The 21288-nt window shown below is 70.5% G+C and carries 22 protein-coding genes; 14 read left to right on the forward strand and 8 right to left on the reverse strand.

All coding sequences use genetic code 11. The features are described from left to right. Positions 1-346: 346 nt before the first annotated feature. Positions 347-2797, reverse strand: a complete 2451-nt coding sequence (locus ACFFQA_RS18705; RefSeq protein ID WP_377853487.1) for an ATP-binding protein — start codon at positions 2795-2797, stop codon at positions 347-349. 95 nt (positions 2798-2892) lie between these two features. Between ACFFQA_RS18705 and ACFFQA_RS18710 the strand changes: the two genes are divergently transcribed. After that, complete coding sequence (locus ACFFQA_RS18710) at positions 2893-3687, forward strand: PE-PPE domain-containing protein (protein WP_377853488.1); 795 nt, start codon at positions 2893-2895, stop codon at positions 3685-3687. 85 nt (positions 3688-3772) lie between these two features. Further along, positions 3773-5449 carry a serine/threonine-protein kinase gene (locus ACFFQA_RS18715; protein WP_377853490.1) on the forward strand — a complete coding sequence of 559 codons (1677 nt, stop codon included), beginning with the start codon at positions 3773-3775 and terminating at the stop codon, positions 5447-5449. Here ACFFQA_RS18715 and ACFFQA_RS18720 read toward each other — a convergent pair. Further along, entirely contained in the window at positions 5431-6312 is an 882-nt protein-coding gene (locus ACFFQA_RS18720) for an LLM class flavin-dependent oxidoreductase (RefSeq protein WP_377853491.1), read from the reverse strand. The genes ACFFQA_RS18715 and ACFFQA_RS18720 overlap by 19 nt on opposite strands. A gap of 123 nt (positions 6313-6435) precedes the next feature. Then, on the reverse strand, positions 6436-6834 hold the full coding sequence (locus tag ACFFQA_RS18725) for an ArsR/SmtB family transcription factor (RefSeq protein WP_377853493.1): 399 nt from the start codon (positions 6832-6834) through the stop codon (positions 6436-6438). Between the two features lie 200 nt (positions 6835-7034). Between ACFFQA_RS18725 and ACFFQA_RS18730 the strand changes: the two genes are divergently transcribed. The 3 genes from ACFFQA_RS18730 to ACFFQA_RS18740 are packed head-to-tail and all read left to right on the forward strand — an operon-like array spanning position 7035 to position 9847. Beyond that, complete coding sequence (locus ACFFQA_RS18730) at positions 7035-8798, forward strand: SulP family inorganic anion transporter (RefSeq protein WP_377853495.1); 1764 nt, start codon at positions 7035-7037, stop codon at positions 8796-8798. After that, positions 8791-8997, forward strand: coding sequence for a hypothetical protein (locus tag ACFFQA_RS18735; RefSeq protein WP_377853497.1), 207 nt, complete (start codon positions 8791-8793; stop codon positions 8995-8997). The genes ACFFQA_RS18730 and ACFFQA_RS18735 overlap by 8 nt, the downstream gene beginning before the upstream one ends. 16 nt (positions 8998-9013) lie before the next feature. Then, on the forward strand, positions 9014-9847 hold the full coding sequence (locus ACFFQA_RS18740) for a hypothetical protein (RefSeq protein ID WP_377853499.1): 834 nt from the start codon (positions 9014-9016) through the stop codon (positions 9845-9847). Between the two features lie 121 nt (positions 9848-9968). On the opposite strand, the gene ACFFQA_RS18745 is transcribed toward ACFFQA_RS18740, so the two are convergent. After that, positions 9969-10400 (reverse strand): Hsp20/alpha crystallin family protein, encoded by a 432-nt coding sequence (locus tag ACFFQA_RS18745; RefSeq protein ID WP_377853501.1) that lies wholly within the window; start codon positions 10398-10400, stop codon positions 9969-9971. Between the two features lie 511 nt (positions 10401-10911). Between ACFFQA_RS18745 and ACFFQA_RS18750 the strand changes: the two genes are divergently transcribed. The 8 genes from ACFFQA_RS18750 to ACFFQA_RS18785 all read left to right on the forward strand — a co-directional run bounded on the left by ACFFQA_RS18750 (position 10912) and on the right by ACFFQA_RS18785 (position 16964). Continuing rightward, positions 10912-11130, forward strand: a complete 219-nt coding sequence (locus tag ACFFQA_RS18750) for an SDR family oxidoreductase (RefSeq protein WP_377853503.1) — start codon at positions 10912-10914, stop codon at positions 11128-11130. Between the two features lie 176 nt (positions 11131-11306). Next, positions 11307-12494 carry a DUF5005 domain-containing protein gene (locus tag ACFFQA_RS18755; RefSeq protein WP_377853505.1) on the forward strand — a complete coding sequence of 396 codons (1188 nt, stop codon included), beginning with the start codon at positions 11307-11309 and terminating at the stop codon, positions 12492-12494. Positions 12495-12668: 174 nt separating this feature from the next. Continuing rightward, positions 12669-13352 carry a thioredoxin family protein gene (locus ACFFQA_RS18760; protein ID WP_377853507.1) on the forward strand — a complete coding sequence of 228 codons (684 nt, stop codon included), beginning with the start codon at positions 12669-12671 and terminating at the stop codon, positions 13350-13352. A gap of 22 nt (positions 13353-13374) precedes the next feature. Next, positions 13375-13791 (forward strand): MerR family transcriptional regulator, encoded by a 417-nt coding sequence (locus ACFFQA_RS18765; RefSeq protein ID WP_377853510.1) that lies wholly within the window; start codon positions 13375-13377, stop codon positions 13789-13791. Next, entirely contained in the window at positions 13788-14792 is a 1005-nt protein-coding gene (locus tag ACFFQA_RS18770; RefSeq protein ID WP_377853513.1) for a bile acid:sodium symporter, read from the forward strand. Before ACFFQA_RS18765 ends, ACFFQA_RS18770 begins: the two co-directional genes overlap by 4 nt. 73 nt (positions 14793-14865) lie before the next feature. Next, a complete protein-coding gene (locus ACFFQA_RS18775) occupies positions 14866-15447 on the forward strand; it encodes a carboxymuconolactone decarboxylase family protein (protein ID WP_377853516.1) in 582 nt (193 codons plus the stop codon). Positions 15448-15603: 156 nt separating this feature from the next. Further along, positions 15604-16722: a VanZ family protein gene (locus tag ACFFQA_RS18780; protein ID WP_377853519.1), complete on the forward strand. Its 1119-nt coding sequence runs from the start codon at positions 15604-15606 to the stop codon at positions 16720-16722. Continuing rightward, a complete protein-coding gene (locus tag ACFFQA_RS18785) occupies positions 16719-16964 on the forward strand; it encodes a PLD nuclease N-terminal domain-containing protein (RefSeq protein WP_377853521.1) in 246 nt (81 codons plus the stop codon). The genes ACFFQA_RS18780 and ACFFQA_RS18785 overlap by 4 nt, the downstream gene beginning before the upstream one ends. A 6-nt stretch (positions 16965-16970) precedes the next feature. Here the strand turns inward: ACFFQA_RS18785 and ACFFQA_RS18790 are convergent, their stop codons facing one another. The 4 genes from ACFFQA_RS18790 to ACFFQA_RS18805 form a co-directional block, all read right to left on the reverse strand. Then, on the reverse strand, positions 16971-17615 hold the full coding sequence (locus ACFFQA_RS18790) for a response regulator (protein ID WP_377853524.1): 645 nt from the start codon (positions 17613-17615) through the stop codon (positions 16971-16973). Next, positions 17612-18772, reverse strand: a complete 1161-nt coding sequence (locus tag ACFFQA_RS18795) for a sensor histidine kinase (protein ID WP_377853526.1) — start codon at positions 18770-18772, stop codon at positions 17612-17614. Before ACFFQA_RS18795 ends, ACFFQA_RS18790 begins: the two co-directional genes overlap by 4 nt. A gap of 516 nt (positions 18773-19288) precedes the next feature. Next, positions 19289-19600 carry a DMT family transporter gene (locus tag ACFFQA_RS18800; RefSeq protein WP_377853529.1) on the reverse strand — a complete coding sequence of 104 codons (312 nt, stop codon included), beginning with the start codon at positions 19598-19600 and terminating at the stop codon, positions 19289-19291. Next, complete coding sequence (locus tag ACFFQA_RS18805; protein ID WP_377853532.1) at positions 19597-20229, reverse strand: FMN-dependent NADH-azoreductase; 633 nt, start codon at positions 20227-20229, stop codon at positions 19597-19599. The genes ACFFQA_RS18800 and ACFFQA_RS18805 overlap by 4 nt, the downstream gene beginning before the upstream one ends. An 85-nt stretch (positions 20230-20314) precedes the next feature. Here ACFFQA_RS18805 and ACFFQA_RS18810 point away from each other — a divergent pair, with 85 nt between their 5' ends. Beyond that, the gene (locus tag ACFFQA_RS18810; RefSeq protein WP_377853535.1) at positions 20315-20878 is read left to right on the forward strand and encodes a TetR/AcrR family transcriptional regulator; all 564 of its coding nucleotides are present in this window, start codon (positions 20315-20317) and stop codon (positions 20876-20878) included. Positions 20879-21288: the final 410 nt, after the last annotated feature.

A 21288-nucleotide genomic window follows, 5' to 3' on the forward strand; every position in this document is an offset into this window, starting at 1 on the left:
CTGGCGTGGCCGGGCTTCTCGCGTTTTGTCACCTTGATGCGCAAAAGAGCGCTCCCATTTCGCATCAAGGTGACAAAACGCGAAACGAGGGGCAGGGGGTGAGGGCGGCAGGTGGGTGCGGGCGCCAGGGGGGTGAGGGCGCCAGGGGGGTGGTGCAGGGGGTGGTGAGGTGATCAGGGGGTGGTGAGGTGGTGTTGCCATGTGCAGGAGACCACCTAGCGGCGCGAGGCGGGTAGCTGGGTTGGCCCGGTCAAAGTGCGGTTTCGGGGCGCGAGGCCGACCTCTCCCGCCGCGGACCTGGTACCGACTCAACGAACCGCGTTGCTGGCAGTGGCCAAGGCGAGAGCTATGAGCTGATCAGCGCCCCGACTCGCTGCGCGTCCGGCAGACCCAGTTCCCGGTACAGCGCAAGCGCTTCCCGCCAAGCCTCACGGGCCAGTGCGTCCTCGCCCTCGGCGTTGTGCGCTCGCCCCAGTCCGTCCAGCGCGTGTGCCTCCTCGTACCGGTCCCCCGTGATCCGCGCCGCGGTCAGCGCCGCTTCGTAGGCGGCGAGCGCCCCGGCACCGTTGCCCGCCGCGAAGTGCGTCTCCCCGATGTACCGCAGCACCTCGGTCTCCACCCCGACCGCGTCCACCTCGCGCGCCTTGGTCAGCGCCTGGTCGTAGTGGTCGAGGGCTTCGGCGTAGCGCCCGGTGAGCCGGTACACCTCGCCGAGGTTGCCCAGCGCTCCGGCGATGCTGCCGGGGTCGCCCAACTCCTCGTGCATGGTCACCGCCGCCATGCAGTCCCGCATCGCCTGCTCGTGCTCGCCGAGCCGTCCGCGCGCGAACCCGAGGTTGGTGTGCAGCGCGGCCTCGCCGTGCGGGAACCGCTGCTCCCGAGCCAGGGGGAGCGCGGCCTCGTAACACTCGACCGCCTCGGCGTAGCGGCCGAGCCGTTCGTAGAGGATGCCCAGGTGGTTCAGCGAGCCCGCCTCGCCGTAGCTGTCACCGGCCTCGCGGCAGATCTCGATGGCACGCCGCAACATCTCCTGCGCCTCCCGGAGACGGCCGAGCCGCGTGTGCGCCATTCCCATGTGGTGCAACGTGGTGCCCTCGGCGGCCCGGTCGCCGATGAGCCTGCTGGCGTCGAGCGCATGCTCGTGAACGGCAAGCGCGTCCCCTGGCGCGTGCGTGTCGACCAGCCGCCGCCGCAGCACCGCCGCGAGGCGGAGGGTGTGCCGCGGCCACCCGTTCCGCGCGCTGAAGGCGACCGCGGCGATGAGGTTCTGCCACTCGGCGTCCAGCCAGCTCTTGGCCTCGGCCGGGGTTCGCAGCGGCGGCACGGCGACCTCGACCAGCCAGCTGGGTTCGATCTTGGCGCCCGGCGGGTGCAGGACCTCGATCGCCTTGGCGCCCGCGGTGACGTAGTAGTCGAGCAGCCGTGTGACGGCGGCCCGGCGAACCGCCTCCGCGATCGTCGCTTCGGCCCGCTCGCCCGCGTACTCGCGCAGCAGGTCGTGCATGCCGAACCGGCCGTTGGACCACCGCGCGAGCAGGTGGGCATCTGCCAACCCGTCGAGCGCTTCCACGGCCGCTTCGGGGTCCACGCCGAGCAGTGCGGCGGCGGAGAACTCGTCGACGTCCCGCGCGGGGTGCACGCCGAACAACCGGAACACCTCGCCGGTGCGCGGCTCCAGGCACCGCTCGGACCAGGAGAACACCGCGCGGACCGAACCGTCCGGCTCGCCGACGTCGAGCTGGCCCAGGCTCCCGTCGATCAGCTCGGCCACCAGCTCCGCCAACGGCTGCTGCCGCCGGGTGGACGCCAACGCGGCCACGATGCGCAGCGCCAACGGAAGTCCGCCACAACGCTCGGTGAGCGCCAGGACGGCGTCCTCCGGCGGGCTGTCCCTGCCGATCATGTGCAGCCGCAGGAGGTCCACGCCGTCCCGCTGGACGAGCGGGGCCAGGCCGACGGGGTGCGCACCCGGCCTCAGCTGCAACGCGGGCAGGTCGGTCCGGCTGGTCACCACGACGAAGGAACCGCGGCTGCCCGGCAGCAACGGCCGGACCTGACCGGCGTCGCGGGCGTTGTCGATCACAACCAGCACGCGCCGCTGCGCCAGCACACTGCGGAACCTGGCCGCGCGCTCATCGCCGTCGACCGGGATGTCGGCGTCGGCCAGGCCGAGGCCGCGCAGGAATCCCGCGAGCACATCGCCCGGGTCTCGCGGCTCGTAGGGCGCGTAGCCGAGCAGGTCGGTGTACAGGCACCCGTCGCGGAACTCCTCGGCGACGCGGTGGCCCCAGTGCACGGCCAGCGCGGTCTTGCCGACACCGGCGGGACCGGAGATCACGGCGAGCGCGCCACCGCTCGACAGCACCCGGTCCAGCGCGCCGAGCTCGGCCGAGCGGCCGGTCAGCGGTCCGGGATCGGCGGGCAGCTCGCGGGGAACCGGGTGCTCGCGCGCGGTCGACGCGCGCGGGGCGGGCTCGCTCGCGGTCCGCCTGCGCTGGAGCGCGTCGCGCGCGGTCACCAGGCGGCGGTGCTCGGTGGCGGGCAGGCCCAGCGCGCACAGCAGGTCGTCGAGCACGTGGCTCGGGGGCAGCGTGGTCCCGGCAAGGTAGGCGTAGAGCGTGCTCTGCGAGACCTCCAGCCGCTTCGCGAGCGCGGCGACCTTGATCCGGCGGTTCTCCCCGCGCCGCAGCCAGGACTTCAGCTCACGGCCCAGGTCGACGGGCGTGACGACGGGGGCGGACGCCGACGGGCGGTCGGCGGCATCCGGCACGAGCACGTGAAGGTCCCCCTCGCTCACGGGGCTCGGTCGTAGATTCCAGAGTTTCCAGAGTCTACCCACCGCGGTGATCACGAGGTGGTGTGCTGCCGCATGCCGGGACGAGCAGGGACCCGGTGGCAACAAAGCGAAAGGACCTCATCATCGTGAAGAAGGCCAAACGCCTCGGGGGCGTCGGCATCGCGCTGACGGCGCTGGTCACGACCTTGCTGGGTGCGGTGCCGGTGAGCGCCAACGCCCAGCAGGCCGACGAGACGCGCTACTACATCCTCATCGGCGGCACGTGCGACGGCGACGCGACCGTCTACAACGACGCGTGGCTGCGCGGCGGTGTCCGCAAGACCGTGCACTACCCGGCCGGTGGCACCGGGCTGCCCAACTGCAACCAGACCCCGATGGACGTCAGCGTCCGGCAGGGTCACGAGGCCGCCAAGCGCGTCGTGATCGACAGCTTCAACGCCGACCGGGGCGGGCGGTTCATCATCGTCGGCTACTCGCAGGGCGCGATCGTGGCGAACCACGTGCTCAACGACATCGCCGACGGCAGGCTCGGGGTGGACAAGTCCCGCTTCGAGGCCAAGATCTACGCCGACCCGATGGCGCCCGTCGGGCCGCCCGGAGTGGGCATCGGAGCCGTCATCCCGGCCGGCGTCGGCGTCCCGTTCGGCGGGTACGTCTCGCCCGGCCGTGGCCGGACGGACTTCGGCGGCATCCCGTTCATCCGGTACTGCATCCAGACGGACGGCGTCTGCCACTTCAACACCCTGGAGGCGCCGGGCGGGTACTTCGCGCAGCACTGGTGCTACCAGGAGCGCCCGATCATGGCGGACTCCCTCGCCGACGGTGTCTACATCAACGGTTCGCACGAGCTGCCGCGGCAGAACTGCCGGCCGCCGCACCCCGTCGCCTGACCACCGCGTCGGCGGGAGCGCGGCCAGCGTGCGCGCTCCCGCCCTCGCGGCTTTTCCCTGTCCCACAAGCACAAAGGTGGTGGTAATGACACACGAGGCGCAGCCGGGCCAGGTGGTCGACGGCCGCTACCGGCTCGTCAGGCGCGTCGGGGCCGGAGGGTTCGGGCGGGTCTGGGAGGCCCGCGACGAGATGCTGCACATCGACGTCGCCGTCAAGGAGCTGTGGCTGCCCCCGGCCCTGTCCGACACCGAGCAGGCCGAGCGGCTTGCCCGCGCCACGCGTGAGGCCCGCAACGCCGCGCGGCTGCGCGACCACCCGAACATCGTCGCCGTCCACGACGTCGTCATCGAGCACGACGTGCCCTGGATCGTCATGGGCCTGGTCGCCGGGAAGTCCCTGGAGGAGCACCTCAAGCCGGGTCCGCTGCCCGCCGAGCAGGTGACCAGGATCGCCGCCGACCTGCTCAACGCCCTTGAGGCGGCTCACGACGCCGGGGTCGTGCACCGCGACGTCAAGCCCGCCAACGTGTTGCTGGCCGACAACGGCGACGCGCTGCTCGCCGACTTCGGCATCGCCGTGCACCACACCGACACCGCGCTCACCGCGACCGGAATGCTGATCGGCTCGGTGGAGTACATGGCGCCCGAGCGGTTGAACGGCGCGGACGGAGGAGCCGAGGGCGACCTGTACTCCCTTGGGGTGACGCTTTTCCAGGCGGTGGAGGGCGTGTCGCCGTTCCGCCGCGAGACCCCGACGGCGACGCTCACCGCGGTCCTGCTCGACGAGGCACCCCCGCTGACGAGCACCGGAAGCCTCGCGACGCTGATCACCAGGCTGCTGGACAAGAACCCCGGCAACCGCCCGCCCCTCGCCGAGGCGCGCGCACTCCTCCACGCGGCGCGGGAACCGACGAAGAAGTTCGAGAAGGAGTCCAAACCGGCCACGAAGGTCGAGCAGACGCCCCAGCAGCCGAAGTCCCCTCCGCCCGTGGCGCGCGTCCGCGGCCTGTGGGCGATGGGGGCGTTCGTCGCGGTGATCATCGGGTTGGTCGCGGTCAACGGTGAGCTGGGACCGTTGGTGGAACAGGCTTTCTCATCCCCCACCACGACGCGGGCAACCCCGTCCAGCACCACGCGCAAGCCGCCCACCACGACCAGAACGACCACCACGACCGCCAGGACCACGACGTCGACCCGGCCCAGGCCGACCACGACGACGTTCAACCCGGCCGACCTCGACAGGGAGTCCAGCGACAAGACGCCGTTGAGCGTCGCGGCGCTGTTGCCGAGCTCGTTCCGCGACTCCAAGAACGTGCACTACAACCGGAAGAGCAGCGGTGTCCGCGAGTGCGTCACCCAGTACATGGACCAGCAGGTCAGGAACTTCCTGCTCCGTTCCCGTTGCGGCAACGCCGTCGCCGGGACGTACGTGGACAACTCCCAGCAGATCCTGGTGATGGTGTGGGTAGTGCCGATGCCGGACGAGTCGACCGCGGAGACCGCCTACAACAGCGCCGGGTCCGGGTCGTGGGGAATCATCTGTCCCCGCAGCGGTCCTGGCTCCGAGATCTGTGACAACAACAAGGACACCAGCCGCGCCCAGCAGAGCGGCTGGCGGCGCCAGACCCACCGGTACCTGATCAAGTCGTCGGCGTTCTACATCAACCTGACGCACGACAGCAGTGCCAAGCCCTGGCTGGACGCGGCCGCGAAAGAGGCCGTCCAGTCGGCCGGTCCGAGCAACTACTCCGGCAACCGCTGACCGGGCGGGCCCTGGTCGACGCGCCGCAGCACCGGCGTGAGCCGGTCCAGGTCGTCGCTGGTCTGGAGTTGCCGCTCGTCCCACCAGGTGGCCCCGGCCTCGGCGAGGGGCGCGATCAGGTCGCGCGCCTTGCCGGGGTCGCTCGGGCTGACGCCGCCGAGGACGACCTCGAACGGCTCGCCCGCGCGGTCCGCACGGTGCTCGCGGATGTAGGCGACAAGGTCACGGACGTCGTCGGCGGACGGAACCCGCCCGTGCCCTGCGGTGGTGAACAAGGGGACCACGCCATCCCAGCGCGCGGCTCGGCGCATCGGCCTGCGGTGCGGCCAGAAACCGCCGATCCAGACCGGCGGGCGCGGGCGTTGCACCGTGGCGGGCAGCAAGGTGACGTCGCGGACCTGGTGGTGCCGTCCGTGGTGGTTCACGGCCTCGCCCGACCAGTAGCGGTCCAGCAGGTCCAGGCCCTCGTCGAGGCGTTCGGCCAACACGACCGGGTCGGTGGGCTCCCCGAAGCTGCCGAACTCGTCCTCGATCGGACCGCCGAGGCCCGCGCCGAAGATCACCCGCCCGGCGCTGAGGGAGTCCAGGGTGGCGACCTGGCGGGCGAGCTGCTCCGGCCGCCGCCGGGCGACCGGGGTGACCAACGTGCCCAGCCGGAGCCGAGAGGTCGCCAACGCCGCCACCGTCAACAGCATCCACGGGTCGCCGAAAGGCTTTCCCCTGCGCTGGTGCTTGTCGTGCACCACGTGGTCCCAGAGGAACAACGCGTCCCAGCCCGCCTGCTCGGCCGCTGAAGCCACCCTCGCGACCGCCCTGGGATCGGCGAAGTCACCGAAGTTCGGGATGTTGACCGAATAGCGCATCTCCGCAGGATCTTCCGGCACTGCGAGCAGGGCAACCGGACAAGCGGGCGGGAGGTGCTCGCGATCCTCGTGCTTCTCACCCCGCGCAGCGGCGGAAACGGCTGGTCGGGGTCGACCGACGAGCTACTCGGTGTTCGGGGCGGAGGCGCTGAGGTCGGCGAGGAGTTCCGCTTGGCCTGCCAGAACTCCGCCGAGGATCTTCCTGGCGACCGCGAGGAGCTCCGCCACTTCGGGACTGGTGAGGGTGTAGTGGACCGTTGAGCCGGTCTTGCGGTTGGTGACAAGGCCCGCGCGGCGCAGCACGGCCAGCTGCTGGGACAGGTTGGCCGGTTCGACGCCGACTTCCGGGAGCATCTCGGCGACCGAGTGCTCACGTTGGCTGAGCAGTTCGAGCACGCGGATGCGCACCGGGTGCCCCAGGGTTTTGAAGAACTCCGCTTTGAGCTGGTAGAGCGGCCTACGGGTGGGTGCGGCCTCTCCGCGCGTGCCGTCATCCGTTCGCTGGACTCGCGACCCTGTCATGGCGCCCATCCTCCACTGTCGATGTCGCCGCTGCTCCTCTGGACTCTGACGACGCTGTCGTCAGGGGACTCGCCCATCTGCTCCGGGACTGCTGCCGCCCTTCGCGCGCGGTGTGAGCAGCACCACCGACTTGCAGAGTTGCAGTTTTTTGCAATTTAACAGAAGTATATGTTCACGGGGTGGCTGCGAGGGAGGCGTTGGTGAACGGGTCCGATCACCACGGGAGCGGCGGGTGGGCACGCAGGCTCGCCGGTCTGCTGCCCGCGCGTGCCGACTGGCGCCCGGCCCGCCCCCAGGACCTGGTGGCGGGTGCGACGGTGGCGGTGGTCGCCCTCCCGCTGGCGTTGGGCTTTGGCGTCTCGTCGGGACTCGGTGCCACGGCGGGTCTGGTGACCGCCATCGTCGCGGGCGCGGTCGCCGCGGTGTTCGGCGGCTCGAACCTGCAGGTTTCCGGGCCGACCGGGGCGATGACCGTGGTGCTGGTGCCGATCGCGCACACCCACGGCGCGGATGGGGTGCTCACCGTCGGATTGCTCGCCGGGGTGCTTCTTCTGCTGCTGTCCGCCGCGGGCGCGGGACGCTACGCCCGCTATGTGCCCGCACCGGTCATCGAGGGCTTCACCCTGGGGATCGCGGGTGTGATCGCGTTGCAGCAAGTGCCCGCCGCCCTGGGCGTGCGGACCCCGGCCGGGGAGCACGTGCCGCTGGTCGCCGCCCGCGCGGTCGCTGACTTCCTCGCCCAACCCGCATGGCCCGCCGTCTGCCTGGCCGTCGGGGTGGCCGTGGTGGTGCTGTTGGGAGCGCGGTGGCGGCCCGCGATCCCGTTCTCCCTGGTCGCGGTCGCACTCGCCACGGCGGCGTCAGAGGCGTGGTCGCTCCCCGTCGCCCGGATCGGCGCCCTGCCCGCGGGCTTGCCCAGTCCAGAGGTGGCCTTCCTGCGCCTGGACGACCTCGGTGCGCTGGTACCGGCGGCGGTCGCCGTCGCCGCGTTGGCAGCGTTGGAAAGCCTGCTGTCGGCCACGGTCGCCGACGCGATGAGCGTCAACCAGCGGCACGACCCCGACCGCGAGCTCTTCGGCCAAGGGCTGGCCAACATCGTCACGCCGCTGTTCGGAGGCGTCCCGGCCACGGCCGCCATCGCCCGCACGGCGGTCAACGTCCGCTCAGGTGCGACCTCCCGGCTGGCAGCACTCACCCACGCGGTCGTGCTCGCCGGTATCGCCTTTGCCGCTGCGCCACTGGTGGCGCGCATCCCGCTGGCCGCGCTGGCGGGCGTCCTGCTGGCGACGGCCATCCGGATGGTCGAGATCGGGTCGGTGCGCGCGCTGGCCCGAGCGGGGCGCGGGGACGCGCTCGTGCTGACGCTCACCACCGTTGCCACGCTCGCACTGGACCTGGTCACCGCGGTCATCGTGGGCATCCTGGTGGCGGGTGGACTGGCGTTGCGCGCGGTCGCCCGCTCCGCGCGGGTGGCGGTGGTCGCCCTCGACGAGGGCGACCACGGTCAGGAGGAGCGGGCTCTGCTGGCCCAGCACGTCGTGGCCTACCGGCTCGACGGGCCGCTGCTGTTCGCGGCTGCCCACCGCTTCCTGCTGCAGTTGACAGACGTGGCCGACGCGCGGGTGGTGATTCTGCGGATGTCCCGGGTGACCGCTGTCGACGGAACCGGCGCCCTGGCCCTGCGCGACGCCATCAAACGCTTGGAGCACCGGGGAAAGGTGGTCCTGGTCTCCGGGGTCCGCAGCGGTCACGAACGCGCCCTGGACGCCGTGGACGTCCTCGCCAGGCTTCGTGATCTCGGGCGGGTCCACCCGGCCACCCCCGAGGCCGTCGCCTTCGCCCGTGAGCACCTGCGTGGCTCAGGCCTGCTCCCCGCTGACGGGACAGCGGTCCCCTCAGGAGGCGACCCGCGTCGTGAAGATCATGCGTTGGCCGAGCACCCGAGAGCGGGGAACGATGAGTGAGTTCGAAGCGACCTTGCGCAGCCAGGTCGACGAGCGGCTGAAGGCGTTGGCAGCGGCTCAGGAAGCCGGCCACGACTACGAGGCCCACCTCCACAGCGCCCGCATCCGGGACCTGCTCGACATGGCGGCCCGGCACGGCGTCAACACCGGCGGCTGGGTGGACCCGGCCGTGCTCGACTCCGCGACTCTTGAGGACTGACGGTGGAGCACGTCTCATGACCGAATCCGCGCGACCCGAGACCATCGCGGTGGTGGTCCCCGACAGCCTCGGCGGCGGCGACCCCACCGCCTGTGAGGCAACGCGGGGCATCGTGGCCGTCATCGAAGACATCGCGGGGCTGTCCGCCCGCGTTGTCCCGTTCCCCCTCGGCTATCTGCACCACCTCCACACCAGCGGGGAAGACGCCCTCGCTGGTGCCGGTGCTGTCGTCGTCGCGAACGCGCGACCCGAACACGCGCGCACGGTGCGGGACCTGGTGGACGTGCCCGTCCTCACCGATCAGGACACCACCGCGATCGCGCTCACCGCCAGGGTGCTGACCGCCCTGGTCCAGCACGGCCGTGCGCCGCAGGCGGGTCGTGTCGTGGTCGCGGGCGCGGACACCTTGCCGGTGCTGTTCCCCGTGTTGTTGGCGGCCGGGGTCGGCGACATCACCGCCTGGAACCAGGAGGACGCTGTCAGCTTTCCCTTGCGGCGCATCGCGGTGGGCGCGGACGTGGTCATCGATCTGCTCGGCACGTGCTCGGGAACCGAGAACGCCGCGATGCCCCCGGAGGCCGTCGTGATCACTCCCGAGGACGGGCGCGACGCGCTGGTGGCACTGCCTGGCTTGCTCCGGGCGCTCGCCCGAGTGCCCGGCGCGAGGCTGGATGTCGCTGTCCGCCACGCATGCGCGCTCGCCCTGGTGATGGCCACCCCACCCGAGGAGCAGCTACCCCAGGAACCGGACAACGCCCTGGCCGACCAGGTCGCCGCCGCCGCGGCCGGGGCTTTTTCCCAACCGGCACATCGTCCCCACCCCACGAGCACCGATCACCTGGCCGAGTAGCCACCGGTGCTCCGCGTGGAGACCGCCCCGGGCCTGGGCCGAACGCCTGATGGACCCGGTCGACATGGAGGCCGTCACGACCGGGGCGGCGCGGAAGCCTGATGTCGACCGGGTGGCGCGGTCAGGCGTCGATCTGCTGGGGCTGGTCGCCGCCGCTCACGGTGATCTTGCGGGGCTGGGCCGTCTCGGCGACCGGGACGCGGACGGTCAGGACCCCGGCGTCATAGGTGGCCTGGATGCGTTCGCTGTCGAGGGACTCGCCGAGGAAGATCTGGCGGGAGAACACCCCACGGGGGCGTTCTGCGATCTGCCACTGGATCTGGTCGTCGGTTTCGGCGGCGCGCTGGGCGCGCACGGTGAGCATGTTGCGCTCGACGTTGAGGTCGATCGAGTCGGCCGGGATGCCCGGCAGGTCGAAGCTGATGACGAACTCGTCGCCCTTGCGGTAGGCGTCCATCGGCATGGCTGCGGGCCGCGAGAGGGTTCCTTCGCCGCCGAAGAGGTTCTGGGTCATCCGCTCAAGTTGGCGGAAGGGGTCGGTGCGCATCAGCATGGCGTGCTGCCTCCTGGGTTGTCGGTGGTGGTTCTCGGTGCGGCTGCCCCACACCTCCCGATGCGGACAACAGGTGACTCGCCCCTCGTTCCCGCTCGTCTGTTCAACGTTGCCCACATCGGGGACGAGCCGAGCGAGGCTCATCACCGTCGGGGTAACCGCCGGCTCGGGCCTTAACCGCTTGCCGTCCCGTGTCCGGCTCGTCGCTTCGACATGACCGCGCCCCCGCACCGCCGGCGCCCCCGCACCGCCGGCACCCCCGCACCGCCGGCACCCCCGCGCCGCCGGTACCCCCCGTGCCCCCCCGTGCCCCCGCTCCGCCGGCACCCCCGCGCCGCCGGTGCCCCCGTGCGCGCGTCAGCTGGCTGGCGTGGCCGGGCTTTTCGCGTTTTGTAGGCATATTGCGCAAAAGAGCGCTCCCATTTCGCATCAAGGTGACAAAACGCGAAATGAGGGGCACGCGGGGTGGGGCGCCAAAGGCGGATGGGGTGGGGCGCCAAGGACGGGTGGGGTGGGGTTACCACGTACAGGCCAGACCCAGACCGCCTACGCCGCGTCCAAGGGCGTCGTCGACAACGGGCGGGAGATGCTCGCATCCTTCGGCAGCGCCCACCCGATCGGCCGCATCGGACACCCCAGGGAAGTGGCTGAAGCCGTAGCGTTCCTCTGCTCCGAGGCGGCACCGGAGCGCTCATCGCCGTCGACGGTGGGTGGACCGCTCAGTGAGTGAGCCGTCTTCATCGAGCAGAGCGATGAACCGACGCACGTCAGCACGAGCTTTGCGCGGCACGTTCCGCGTTGGTGTCCAGTGCGAACGGCACCGCCGCACTAGGGTGGTGATCGAGCTTCGGCAGGGCGCTCGGATTCCTTGGAGCGCTGGGATGTCCGTCATGAGAGGAGTCGGCAGTGGGCCGGTTCTCGTTGGCACTGGGCGGAATCGCCGGTGTGATCGTGAGCGTGGGCGCTCCGCTGGCCATCGTCGAAACGGCGAGCGGAGGACAGCCCGAGGAAGTGTGTGCGCGTCCCCTGTTCGAAACGGCCACGCCGAACGCCGCGCTCACCGGGCAGTTCGCCGCCTACGGCGACGACCAGAAGGGACGCCACTGGTCCGGGGCGGACAGCACCTACTCGGTGCGGTTGCCGGACGGGCGGTTGGTGTGGATGTTCTCGGACACCTTCCTCGGTCCGGTGAACAGCGACCACTCCCGCTCACCGGGGTCGCCGTTCATCCACAACTCGTTCGTCGTCCAGCAGGGCGACTCACTGTCCACTTTGTACAACTCGGACGCCCCGGACGCGCCGGAGGCGCTGCTGCGCCCGCCGCGTTCGAATCCGCGGACGGACTGGTACTGGGTCGGTGGTGGCGCGGTGACCGGCGATGTGCTGACGGTGCTGTACACCCAGTGGCACCTGCCTCCGGCCAGCGACGATCCGCTCGGTGACGTGCAATGGCGGAAGAACATCGCCGCCAGGTACTCGCTGCCCGAGCTGCGCCTGCTCGGCACCGACGACCTTCCGTCCGCAGTGGACCGTGTGGAGCGCGGGTCGTGGTTGCTGGCCGACGGCAGCTACACCTACGTCTACGGAGTGCGGGACAGCACCACCAAGAGCCTTGTGCTGGCGCGTGTCACCGGCACCGACCTGCGCGGCCGCTGGGAGTTCCGCACCGCCACCGGGTGGTCCGCCGACGAGCACGACTCCGCACCACTGCTGGAGGGCGTGTCCAACGAGTACAGCGTCACCAAGCACGGTGACACCTACGTGCTGGTCACCCACGACACCTCCACTCCCTTCGCCAACCAGATCGTCGCGTACACCAGCTGCTCGCCGGATGGTCCGTTCACCGGGAGGACAGTGCTGTACCAGACGCCGGAGGGGCCGCTCGGCACCCGCTACCGCAGCCCGGCCAGCAGCCACAGCAGCACAACGGTGTGGAGCTACAACGCCCACGTCCACCCGACCTTGAGCTCGGACCGCCAACTGGTGATCTCCTACAACGTGAACTCGACCGCCGACGCCGACAACTACCGGGATACGACCATCTACCGGCCACGGTTCATCGACGTCCCGATGACCTTCAACCGGGCTCGATGAGGCTGACGTCCGGCCTGCACCGCCTCGAACGGCAACCACGCGCGGCGCTTGCCGATCCCGTTTGTGGTCTGCGCGTTCATCGGAGATGTGACGGGCATCTCGTTGAAGGTTGTACCGAGGTACAGCCTTAGCGTTGAGGCAGCGGATCGCTTGCCGCAGGAAGGGGTGGGCAGCATGTCGGTGGAGGTCACCGAAACAACATTCGCGCAGCAGGTCGAGGCATCGCCGGTGCCGGTGGTCCTGGAGTTCTACGCGACCTGGTGCGGCAACTGCCGTCGCATCGCCGCCACGGTGGAAGGGCTCGCGGGCGAGTTCGCGGAGACGGTGCGCTTCGTGAAGGTCAACGCCGACCGCGCTCCCAGCCTGGTGGCGCGGTTCGCGGTGTCCTCGACACCGACGTTGATCGTGCTCAACGGCGACGAGCAAGTGGCGCAGGTGGTGGGCGCGCAGCCAGAACCGGTGCTGCGGAACCTGTTCGAGACCGCCGCCGCGGCAGGGACCGTGCTGGCAGCGTCAGCCGCGGAGTCGTGGGTACCGACGGACGCGTGCACGTTGCCGACGGCAGAGCAGCCGTTGCGGCTGGCGGAGTTCGATGTGCTGTTCCGTTCTCTGAGCGGTGTGCGGCGCGAGGAGCCGGGATGGTTGAGACTGCGCCTTGACGGGGGCGAGGCGGCGGATCGCGTGGCCGGGCTGGCTCGGGAGCTGACGGCGAAGGAGGCAGCGTGCTGCTCGTTCTTCGCCTTCGCGGTGGCTCGCGAAGGCAGTGAGGTCATCGTCGATGTGCGGGTGCCCGCCGACAGGGCCGTGGTGCTGGACGGGTTGACGGCCCAGGCTCAGGCGGCGCGCGCCGCGGCCTGATGCGGAGAACGGAGTGGTGGCGATGAGGTCGGGCGAGCTGGCGGCGGCGGCCGGAGTGAACGTGCAGACGCTGCGCTACTACGAGCGCCGCGGCCTGCTCCCGCGACCGCGGCGGTCGCCTGGCGGGTACCGCGACTACGACGAGAACGCGGTGGCGCTGCTGCGGGTGATCAAGTCCGCGCAGCGGCTCGGGTTCACCTTGGAGGAGGTCGCAGAGCTCCTCGACGCCGGCCGACGCCGCCACCCCACGCCGGACCTGCGGCAGCGGGCGCGGGCGAAACTCGCCGAGGTGGACCAACGCCTGCGGGACCTCACCCGCATCCGGCAGGGGCTGGTCCAGGTCCTCGACGCGCGCTGTGCCAGTCTCACCCACTGCACCTGCCCGGACTGCCCGCTGTCGTCCACCGACCTGACCGAGACCGAGGACCGCCCGACGTGACGACACAGGAGCCCCGGCTGCCGGCACGGGTGAGCCGGCTGGCCGCACGCCTGGAGCACCACCAGATCCCGCTCTACCTCGCGGCGATCGTCCTCGGCGCGGCGGCCGGGCTGCTCGCGCCGCCGGTGGGCGCCGAGGTCGAGCCCGTGATCAACCCGGTGCTGGCCGCCCTGCTCTACGTGACCTTCCTCCAGGTCCCCGCGCGGCAGCTGTGGCGGTCCCTGCGGGCCGGCCGGTTCCTCGGCGCCGTGATGACCGTGAACTTCGTCGTGGTGCCACTGCTCATCGCGGCCGTGTTCCGGTCGTTGCCCGACGGCCAGGCGGTCCGGGTCGGGGTGCTGCTGGTGCTGCTCACCCCGTGCGTGGACTACGTGATCGTCTTCAGCGGCCTCGCCGGTGCCAGCGGTCAACGGCTGCTGGCGGCGACCCCGCTGCTGCTCCTCGCGCAGATGCTGCTGCTGCCGGTGTTCCTGTGGTTGTTCCTGGGCCGCGACCTCGCGGCGATCGTCGAGGCTGGCCCGTTCGTGCACGCCTTCCTCGTGTTGATCGTGATCCCGCTCGGCCTCGCCTGGCTCACCCAGGCCTGGGCAGCGCGCCGGCCCGCCGGGGCGACGTTCACGACCGCGGCGAACGCGACGATGGTCCCGCTCATGATCGCTACCCTGGCCGTCGTCACCGCCTCCCAGCTCCCCAAGCTCGGCGACGACCTCCGAGCCGTTCTCGCCGTGGTCCCGTTCTACGTCGGCTTCCTGGTCGTCATGGCCGTCCTCGGGGTCGTCGTCGCCCGGCTGTTCCGGCTGAACGCGCGCGACGGGCGGGCGATCGTGTTCACCGGGGCGACCCGCAACTCCCTCGTCGTCCTCCCCCTCGCGCTCGCCCTGCCCGACGCCTTCGCCGTCGTCCCCGCGGTGATCGTCACGCAAACCCTGGTCGAAGTCCTCGGCATGGTCGTCTACATCCGCCTGGTACCCACGCTTCTCCCCGAACCGGCTCACCGCTAGGTCTCGACGACACACTGCGTCTACTGTGGACAGATAGTGTCGGTGCACCCGTCGGTCCGGCAGGATCGCACCCATGGGTGACTACGATCGAGGCCTGGGCGTGCTCCGCCAGCTGGGCGGCGTGGACCGGCCCGCCGTGCTGGAGCTGTTCCGCCGCGTCAATGCCGAAGACTTCGGCGCCGAGGCTGTCGCGTTCGTCTACGGCGGCGTCTACCAACGACCCGGCCTGTCCCTCCCCCAACGCCAGCTCATCACGGTCAGCGCGCTGACCGCGCTGGGCTTCGCCGCCGCCCAGCTGCGCTTCCACCTCACCGCCGCCCGCAACGTCGGCTGCTCGGTGCGCCAGCTCCGGGACACCCTCCACCTGGTGGCTGCCACTCTCGGCTCGCCAACCGTGACCTCCGTGGCGGAGGCGGCCGCCGCAGAACTCGACGGCGACGGCCCGGCTCTGGACGGCACTGACCGGCATCTCGTGCTGCTCTCCGCGCACACTGCCCTCGGCGGCGTGGCGCCCCAAGTCCGTGAGCACGCGTGGGCGCTGCGTGCGGCAGGCGAGGGTCGGGCGGCGGTGGAGGCGATCCTGCACCTCGCGATCTACGCGGGCTTCCCCGCCGCGCTCAACGCGCTCACACTGGTCGCCTCGGACGGCGAGTAGCCCGCGCGCTTCCACGAGTGGCCTGCCGTTCCTGCGGCCGCCCGGTCGGGCGAGACAGGTACGACTTTGGTGCTACCTGCCGTGCCGTCAGGTCGGATGACGTCGGCCCCCGGTCGGAGAATCCTGGGCACCTGCCGCAGCCGAACGGAGAACGTGTTGTCCCTCAAGGTGTTTCCCGCCGTGGCCGCTGTCCTCGGCGGGATGGTCCTGGCCTTCGTGCTGCTCGTGCCGTTCGTCTTCCGGAGCTACCGCAGGCGCGGGGAGCTCGGCTGGGGGCCGACCATTCTCGCGTTCGGCTTCCTGGTCTACGGCCTGGCCCTGGTCACCTACACGCTGCTGCCGCTGCCCAGCATCGACGCGGCGTGGTGCTCGGCGCATCAAGCACTGGCCCAGCCCCAGCTGGACCCGCTGCGCTTCCTCGCCGATATCGCCAAGGAGCAGCAGGCACCGGGGCTTCGCGGGTTGCTGGTCAATCCGGCGTTGCAGCAGGTGGTGTTCAACGTGGCCCTGTTCGTGCCGCTGGGCGCCTACCTGACGCACTACCTGCGACGCGGTGTCGGCTGGGTGGTGCTCGCCGGGTTCGGGGTGTCGCTGCTCATCGAGCTCACGCAGCTGACCGGGAACTGGTTCGCCTTCGAGTGCCCGTACCGGATCTTCGACGTCGACGACCTCATCGCCAACACGGTGGGCGCGGCGTTCGGTGTGTTGCTCGCGCCGCTGCTGCGGTTCCTGGACGGCCCCAAGACCACGGTGTCGGCAGAGGAGCCGCGTCCGGTCACCACCGCGCGGCGGCTGCTGGGGATGCTGGTGGACCTGGTGTCGGTCACCGTGCTGGGCGGGGCGCTCGGCGTCACCGCGAACCTGGTGGCGCACTTCGGGTTCGACGTCTGGCTCAACCAGCTCTCCTGGGGGCAGTCGCTGCTCACTGTGCTGAGCACCTGGCTTCCCGCTGTGGTGTTGCTCGCCGTCCCCGCCCTCGCGGGCGGTGCGACCACCGGGCAGCGCGCGGTTCGTCTGCGCCGCATCGGAGCCGACGGATCTGCACCGGGGGCGCGGATCGTGGTCGCGCTGATGTTCGGTTCCTTCGGCTACTTCGCGTTCAGCAGTCTGGGCCAGAACGTCCCGATGGCCGACATCCTCGCTCAGCTTCTGCTGCTCGGTGCGCTGGTGTGCGCGTGGCGTCCGCGTTCCCACCCTGGCTTGTCCGGACTGGTCTCCGGGCTGGTCGTTGTCGACGCCAGGTCCGTCGAGCAACCACAGGAGGCTTCCCGATGACCTTCTTCGACAACCTCGTCGGCGGCTCGACCCAGGTACTGGGCCTCAGTCTCGCCGCGGTGCTCGCGATGGGCGTCCTCGCCGCCATGGCGTTCTTCGTCGCCGCGCTGGTCGGCATTCTGCGCAGCGATGAGAGCGGTGTGATCAAGCTGTTGTGGGTGGTGTTGTCGTTCAGCGCGCCGTTCCTCGGACCGCTGCTGTGGTTCGTGATCGGCAGGAGGATCGCCCAGGCGCGGCTCTGAGTGCGCTCAGCCCAGCCTGGACTCGTGCACGACGATGGCGACCTGGGTGCGGTTGGCCGCACCCAGCTTCGTCTTGATCCGTCCGATGTGGACCTTCACGGTGGAGTCGCTGAGGTAGAGCAGGGACGCGATCTCGGCGTTGCTCAGCCCCTGTCCGATGTGGAGGGCCACCTCGCGCTCCCGGGGGGTGAGCGCGTCCAGGCGGGAGCGGGCCGCCTCTTCCGCCGCGCCCTCGGCGAAGCGGGACAGCAGGCGTTTGGTGATGCGCGGGGAGATCATCGCCTCCCCCTTGGCCACCACCCGGACGGCCTCGATCAACGTCTTCGGTGAGCTGTCCTTGAGCAGGAACCCCGCCGCCCCGTGCCGCAGCGCGGCGTAGACGTAGGCGTCCACGTCGAAGGTGGTGAGCATGACCACCGCGGGCGCCGGGTCCCGTTGGGAGAGCAGCCTGGCGACCTCGATGCCGTCGACCTTCGGCATCTCGATGTCGGTGAGCACCACGTGGGGCCGGAACCGGTCGGTCAGCTCGACGGCAAGAGCACCGTCGGCGCTCTCCGCGACGACCTCGATGTCCTCAGTGGACTCCAAGATCATCCGGATACCGCTGCGGACGAGCTCGTCGTCCTCCAGCAGCACCACCTTCACACTCACGACGCCTCCAGCGGAAACCGTGCCAGCACCCGGAACACACTGCCAGTCCGTCCCGCGCGCAGCTCACCGGAGGCCAGTTCGACACGTTCCCTCATGCCGATGATTCCGTAGCCGGAGCCGGGGACCTCGGCCCTGCTCGGTGTGAGGTGGTTGGTCACCTCGACGGCGAGCTCGGTGCCGGTCGCGGTGACGGTGACCGAGACCGCGGCGTGCGGGGCGTGCTTCCCGGCGTTGGTCAGCGACTCCTGCACCACCCGGTAGACCGCGCGGCCGACCTGTGCGGACACCGTCGGCACGGAGCCGGGCAGGTCGAGCTCGACCCTGGCCCCGGTCACGGCGGCTTCCTCGACCAGCTTCCGCACCGAGGCCAGCATGTCCTTGCCCACGAACCCGGTGAGCTGCGCGCCGCCGTCCTCGCGGAGCACCTTCAGGATGTCGCGCAGCTCGTCCAGCGCCGTGACGCTGACCTGCCGGATCGCCTCCGCGCTCTGTTCGGTGCGCTCGTCGGTGGCGTTGACCGACAGCGCTCCGGCCTGGAGCGCGATCGCGGTGACCCGGTGGGCGACCACGTCGTGCATCTCCCGCGCGATGCGGTGGCGCTCGGCGGTGACGGCCTGCTCTGCGAGCAGCGTGCGGGTGCGCTCGGCTTCCTCGGCGCGCTCCCGCAGGACGGCGAGCAGCGTTGCGCGCTGGTGCATCCACAAGCCGCCGAGTGTGGGTCCGATGACGAACATGGAGTACACGATTGGCGTGGAGCTCAGGTCGAAGTCCCCGACACCGATTCGCCACGCCGACACCGTGCCACAGGCCAGCACCACCGCACCCAGGGACACCAGGCTCACGCCGAACCGCGCTGCGACCGAGTACGCCGCCACGAACAACGGCATCAGGGTCAGGCCACAGAACAAGCCCGCCAGGGACACGGCCAGCAGGGCGAAGGGGAACCTGCGGCGCACCAGCGCAGCCAGCGCGAGCGCGCCCACGGCGACCGGGTACCAAGGATTGCGCTGCGCGGAACGGTCTCCGAACAGATCGAAGAAGAGCAGCCCGGACATCACCGCGACATCGAGCAGGAGCAGGGTGATCCGGCCTTCCCACCAGGTGAGCCACCGCTCGCCACGATCCGCACGGCCGATCTCCATGCGCTTGCCGGTCATGACTCTCAGACTTCCTTGGCAGTCGGTGTCTCGGGCAACACCCTCTGCGCTGCACCGTAGTGGACAACGCCGTGGCTCGGCTTGCCAGGTCCGGAACGACCGCATCTCCTTGAGCAGCCGCCGATCGCGGTGGTCACGACACCAGACGCGCCCCGTGCGCACTGTCCACACCGGACAGCTGATGCGCTCGGCTGGACCGAGGGCTACAAGCGCTAGCACTAAACGTGGCGCGCCTGCGTCAAGCCCGACCGTTTCCACTGCACCGGCTGACACCAGTGCCAGTCCTGCAACTCGTCCCGGCGCCCCGCGATGCCGCCGCCCCATACCCCCGCCCCGTACCCCCGTGCCCGCGTGCACTGGCTGGCGTGGTCGAGTTTTCGCGTTTTGTAGCCTTATTGCGCAAAAGAGCGCTCCCAAATCGCATTAAGGCTACAAAACGCGATACGAGGCAGCGCGAGGCGAGGAAGACCGCGGCGTCGAGGTAGCGGCGCGGGGCGAGCCGGGTACGCCAAGCGCTCAGGTCAGCTTCGCCAGCACGATTCCGCCGACGATCAAGGCGAGCGCGGCGAGGCGGCCGGGCGAGACGGCATCGCCGTCCAGGACGACACCCAGCGTGATCGCGCCGACGGCACCGATGCCGGTGAAGACGGCGTAGGCCGTGCCGGTCGGCACCGAGTTCATCGCCACCGACAACAACCACACCGCCGCCACCATCAGCACGAAGCAGATCAGCGTCGGGACGGGCTTGGTGAAGTTCTGGGTGGGCTTGATGCTCTGGGACCAGGCCACCTCGACGAGCCCCGCGAGGACGAGCACGAACCAGCTCACCGCAGCGCCTCCGCTCTCGCTGTCCGGTAGGACTCCTCGTGCCTGTCCTTCAGGTGGGCGAGCGCGGGGTCGATCACCGCGTTGGCCAGTTCGACGTGGATGAACCTGACGTCCTCGACAGCGAAGTGCCCCTGGAAGAAGTCCCGCAGGTAGCGCTCTTGGTGGTCGACCCGCTCCTTGGGGGTGCCAGGTCCGTAGGCGCCGCCCCTGGCGCTCGTGACGACGAAGGACCTGCCGGCCAGCGACATCCTCGGGAAGGTGATCTGGTCCAGCCACGCCTTGAGGGACGAGGGGATCGAGTAGTTGTACATCGGCGTGCCGATCAGCACGACGTCCGCGGCCAGGACCTCCGCGAGCAGGGGCTCGACGGTCTTCCACGCCTCGCGCAGGGCCGGGGTCCGCGCGGCCTCGTGGTACCGGGCGGGATCGGTGATCCCGTTGGCCAGGACGTAGTCGCACAGCTCCGTCCACGCCTCGCCGATGTGCGGAACGGGATCGGCGGAGAGGTCGCGGTAGACGTAGCCGCCATCGGGGTTGGCCGCGCGCCAGCTCCTCGCGTAGGTCCGCGACAGCTCGCGGGAGAACGACGCCCTGCGGGCGCTCGCGTCCAGGTGCAGCAGGTGGGCCATCTTCACTCCTGACATCTATGTGGACACCGTGTCCACTTAGCCCACGGTACACACAAGTGGACACGGTGTCCATATACTTCCCGGCATGGAGAGAGCCGACGCCGCGCGCAACCGGGCCCGCATCCTCGATGCCGCCGCCACCCTCTTCGCGGCGCGCAACCCGCAGGAGGTGACGATGGACGAGATCGCCAAGGCGGCGGGGGTGGGCCGGGGCACGCTCTACCGGCGCTACCCCGATCGCGCCTCGATCGCCGTGGCCCTGCTCGACGAGCACGAGCGGGCACTCCAGGAGCAGCTGCTGCGCGGAGCGCCCCCGCTCGGACCGGGAGCACCACCCGCCGAGCGGTTGAGCGCCTTCTACCGGGCGATGGTCGGACTCCTTGAGGACCACCGGCACCTCGTCCTCGGTTCCGAGGTCGGCCGGTCACGGTTCGAGACGGGCGCTTACGGCTTCTGGCGGGCCCACGTCCGGGCGCTGCTCGTCGCCGCGGCGGTGGCGGAGCCGGACGCGCTCGTGGACGTCCTGCTCGCACCGCTGGCGCCCGACGTCTACGGCTACCAGCGCACCGACCGGGGACTCACACCCGCGCAGATCATCGCGGCACTCGACCACGTGGCCGCGCTCATCCGGCAACCCGGTTCGGACTGACCGCCGTTCGTCTCCCGATCACCGAAACCGTTGCGGCGGCACGAGAACACCGTCCACACCGGACACAACGTCACGCCGCTAGCGCCTGTCCTGCAAGTCGTCCCGATGCCCCGAGCTGGCGCCACCCCCGTGCGCGTGCAGGCCCCTGGCTGGCGTGGTCGGGTTTTTCGCGTTTTGTCACCTTGATGCGCGAAAGAGCGCTCCCATTTCGCATCAAGGTGACAAAACGCGAAAAGTGGGGGGCACGGGGGGCATGGGGGCAACGGGGGGCACGGGGGTGAGGGCGTCAGGGGGTGGCGAGGTGGTGTCACCACGTGCAGGAGGTACCGCACGTGCAGGAGGTACCGCGGGCGCAGGAGGCACCGCAGGTGCAGGAGGCACCGCAGGTGCAGGAGGCACCGCAGGTGCAG

It is taken from the genome of Allokutzneria oryzae (assembly GCF_042429765.1).
Classification (GTDB): Bacteria; Actinomycetota; Actinomycetes; order Mycobacteriales; family Pseudonocardiaceae; genus Allokutzneria; species Allokutzneria oryzae.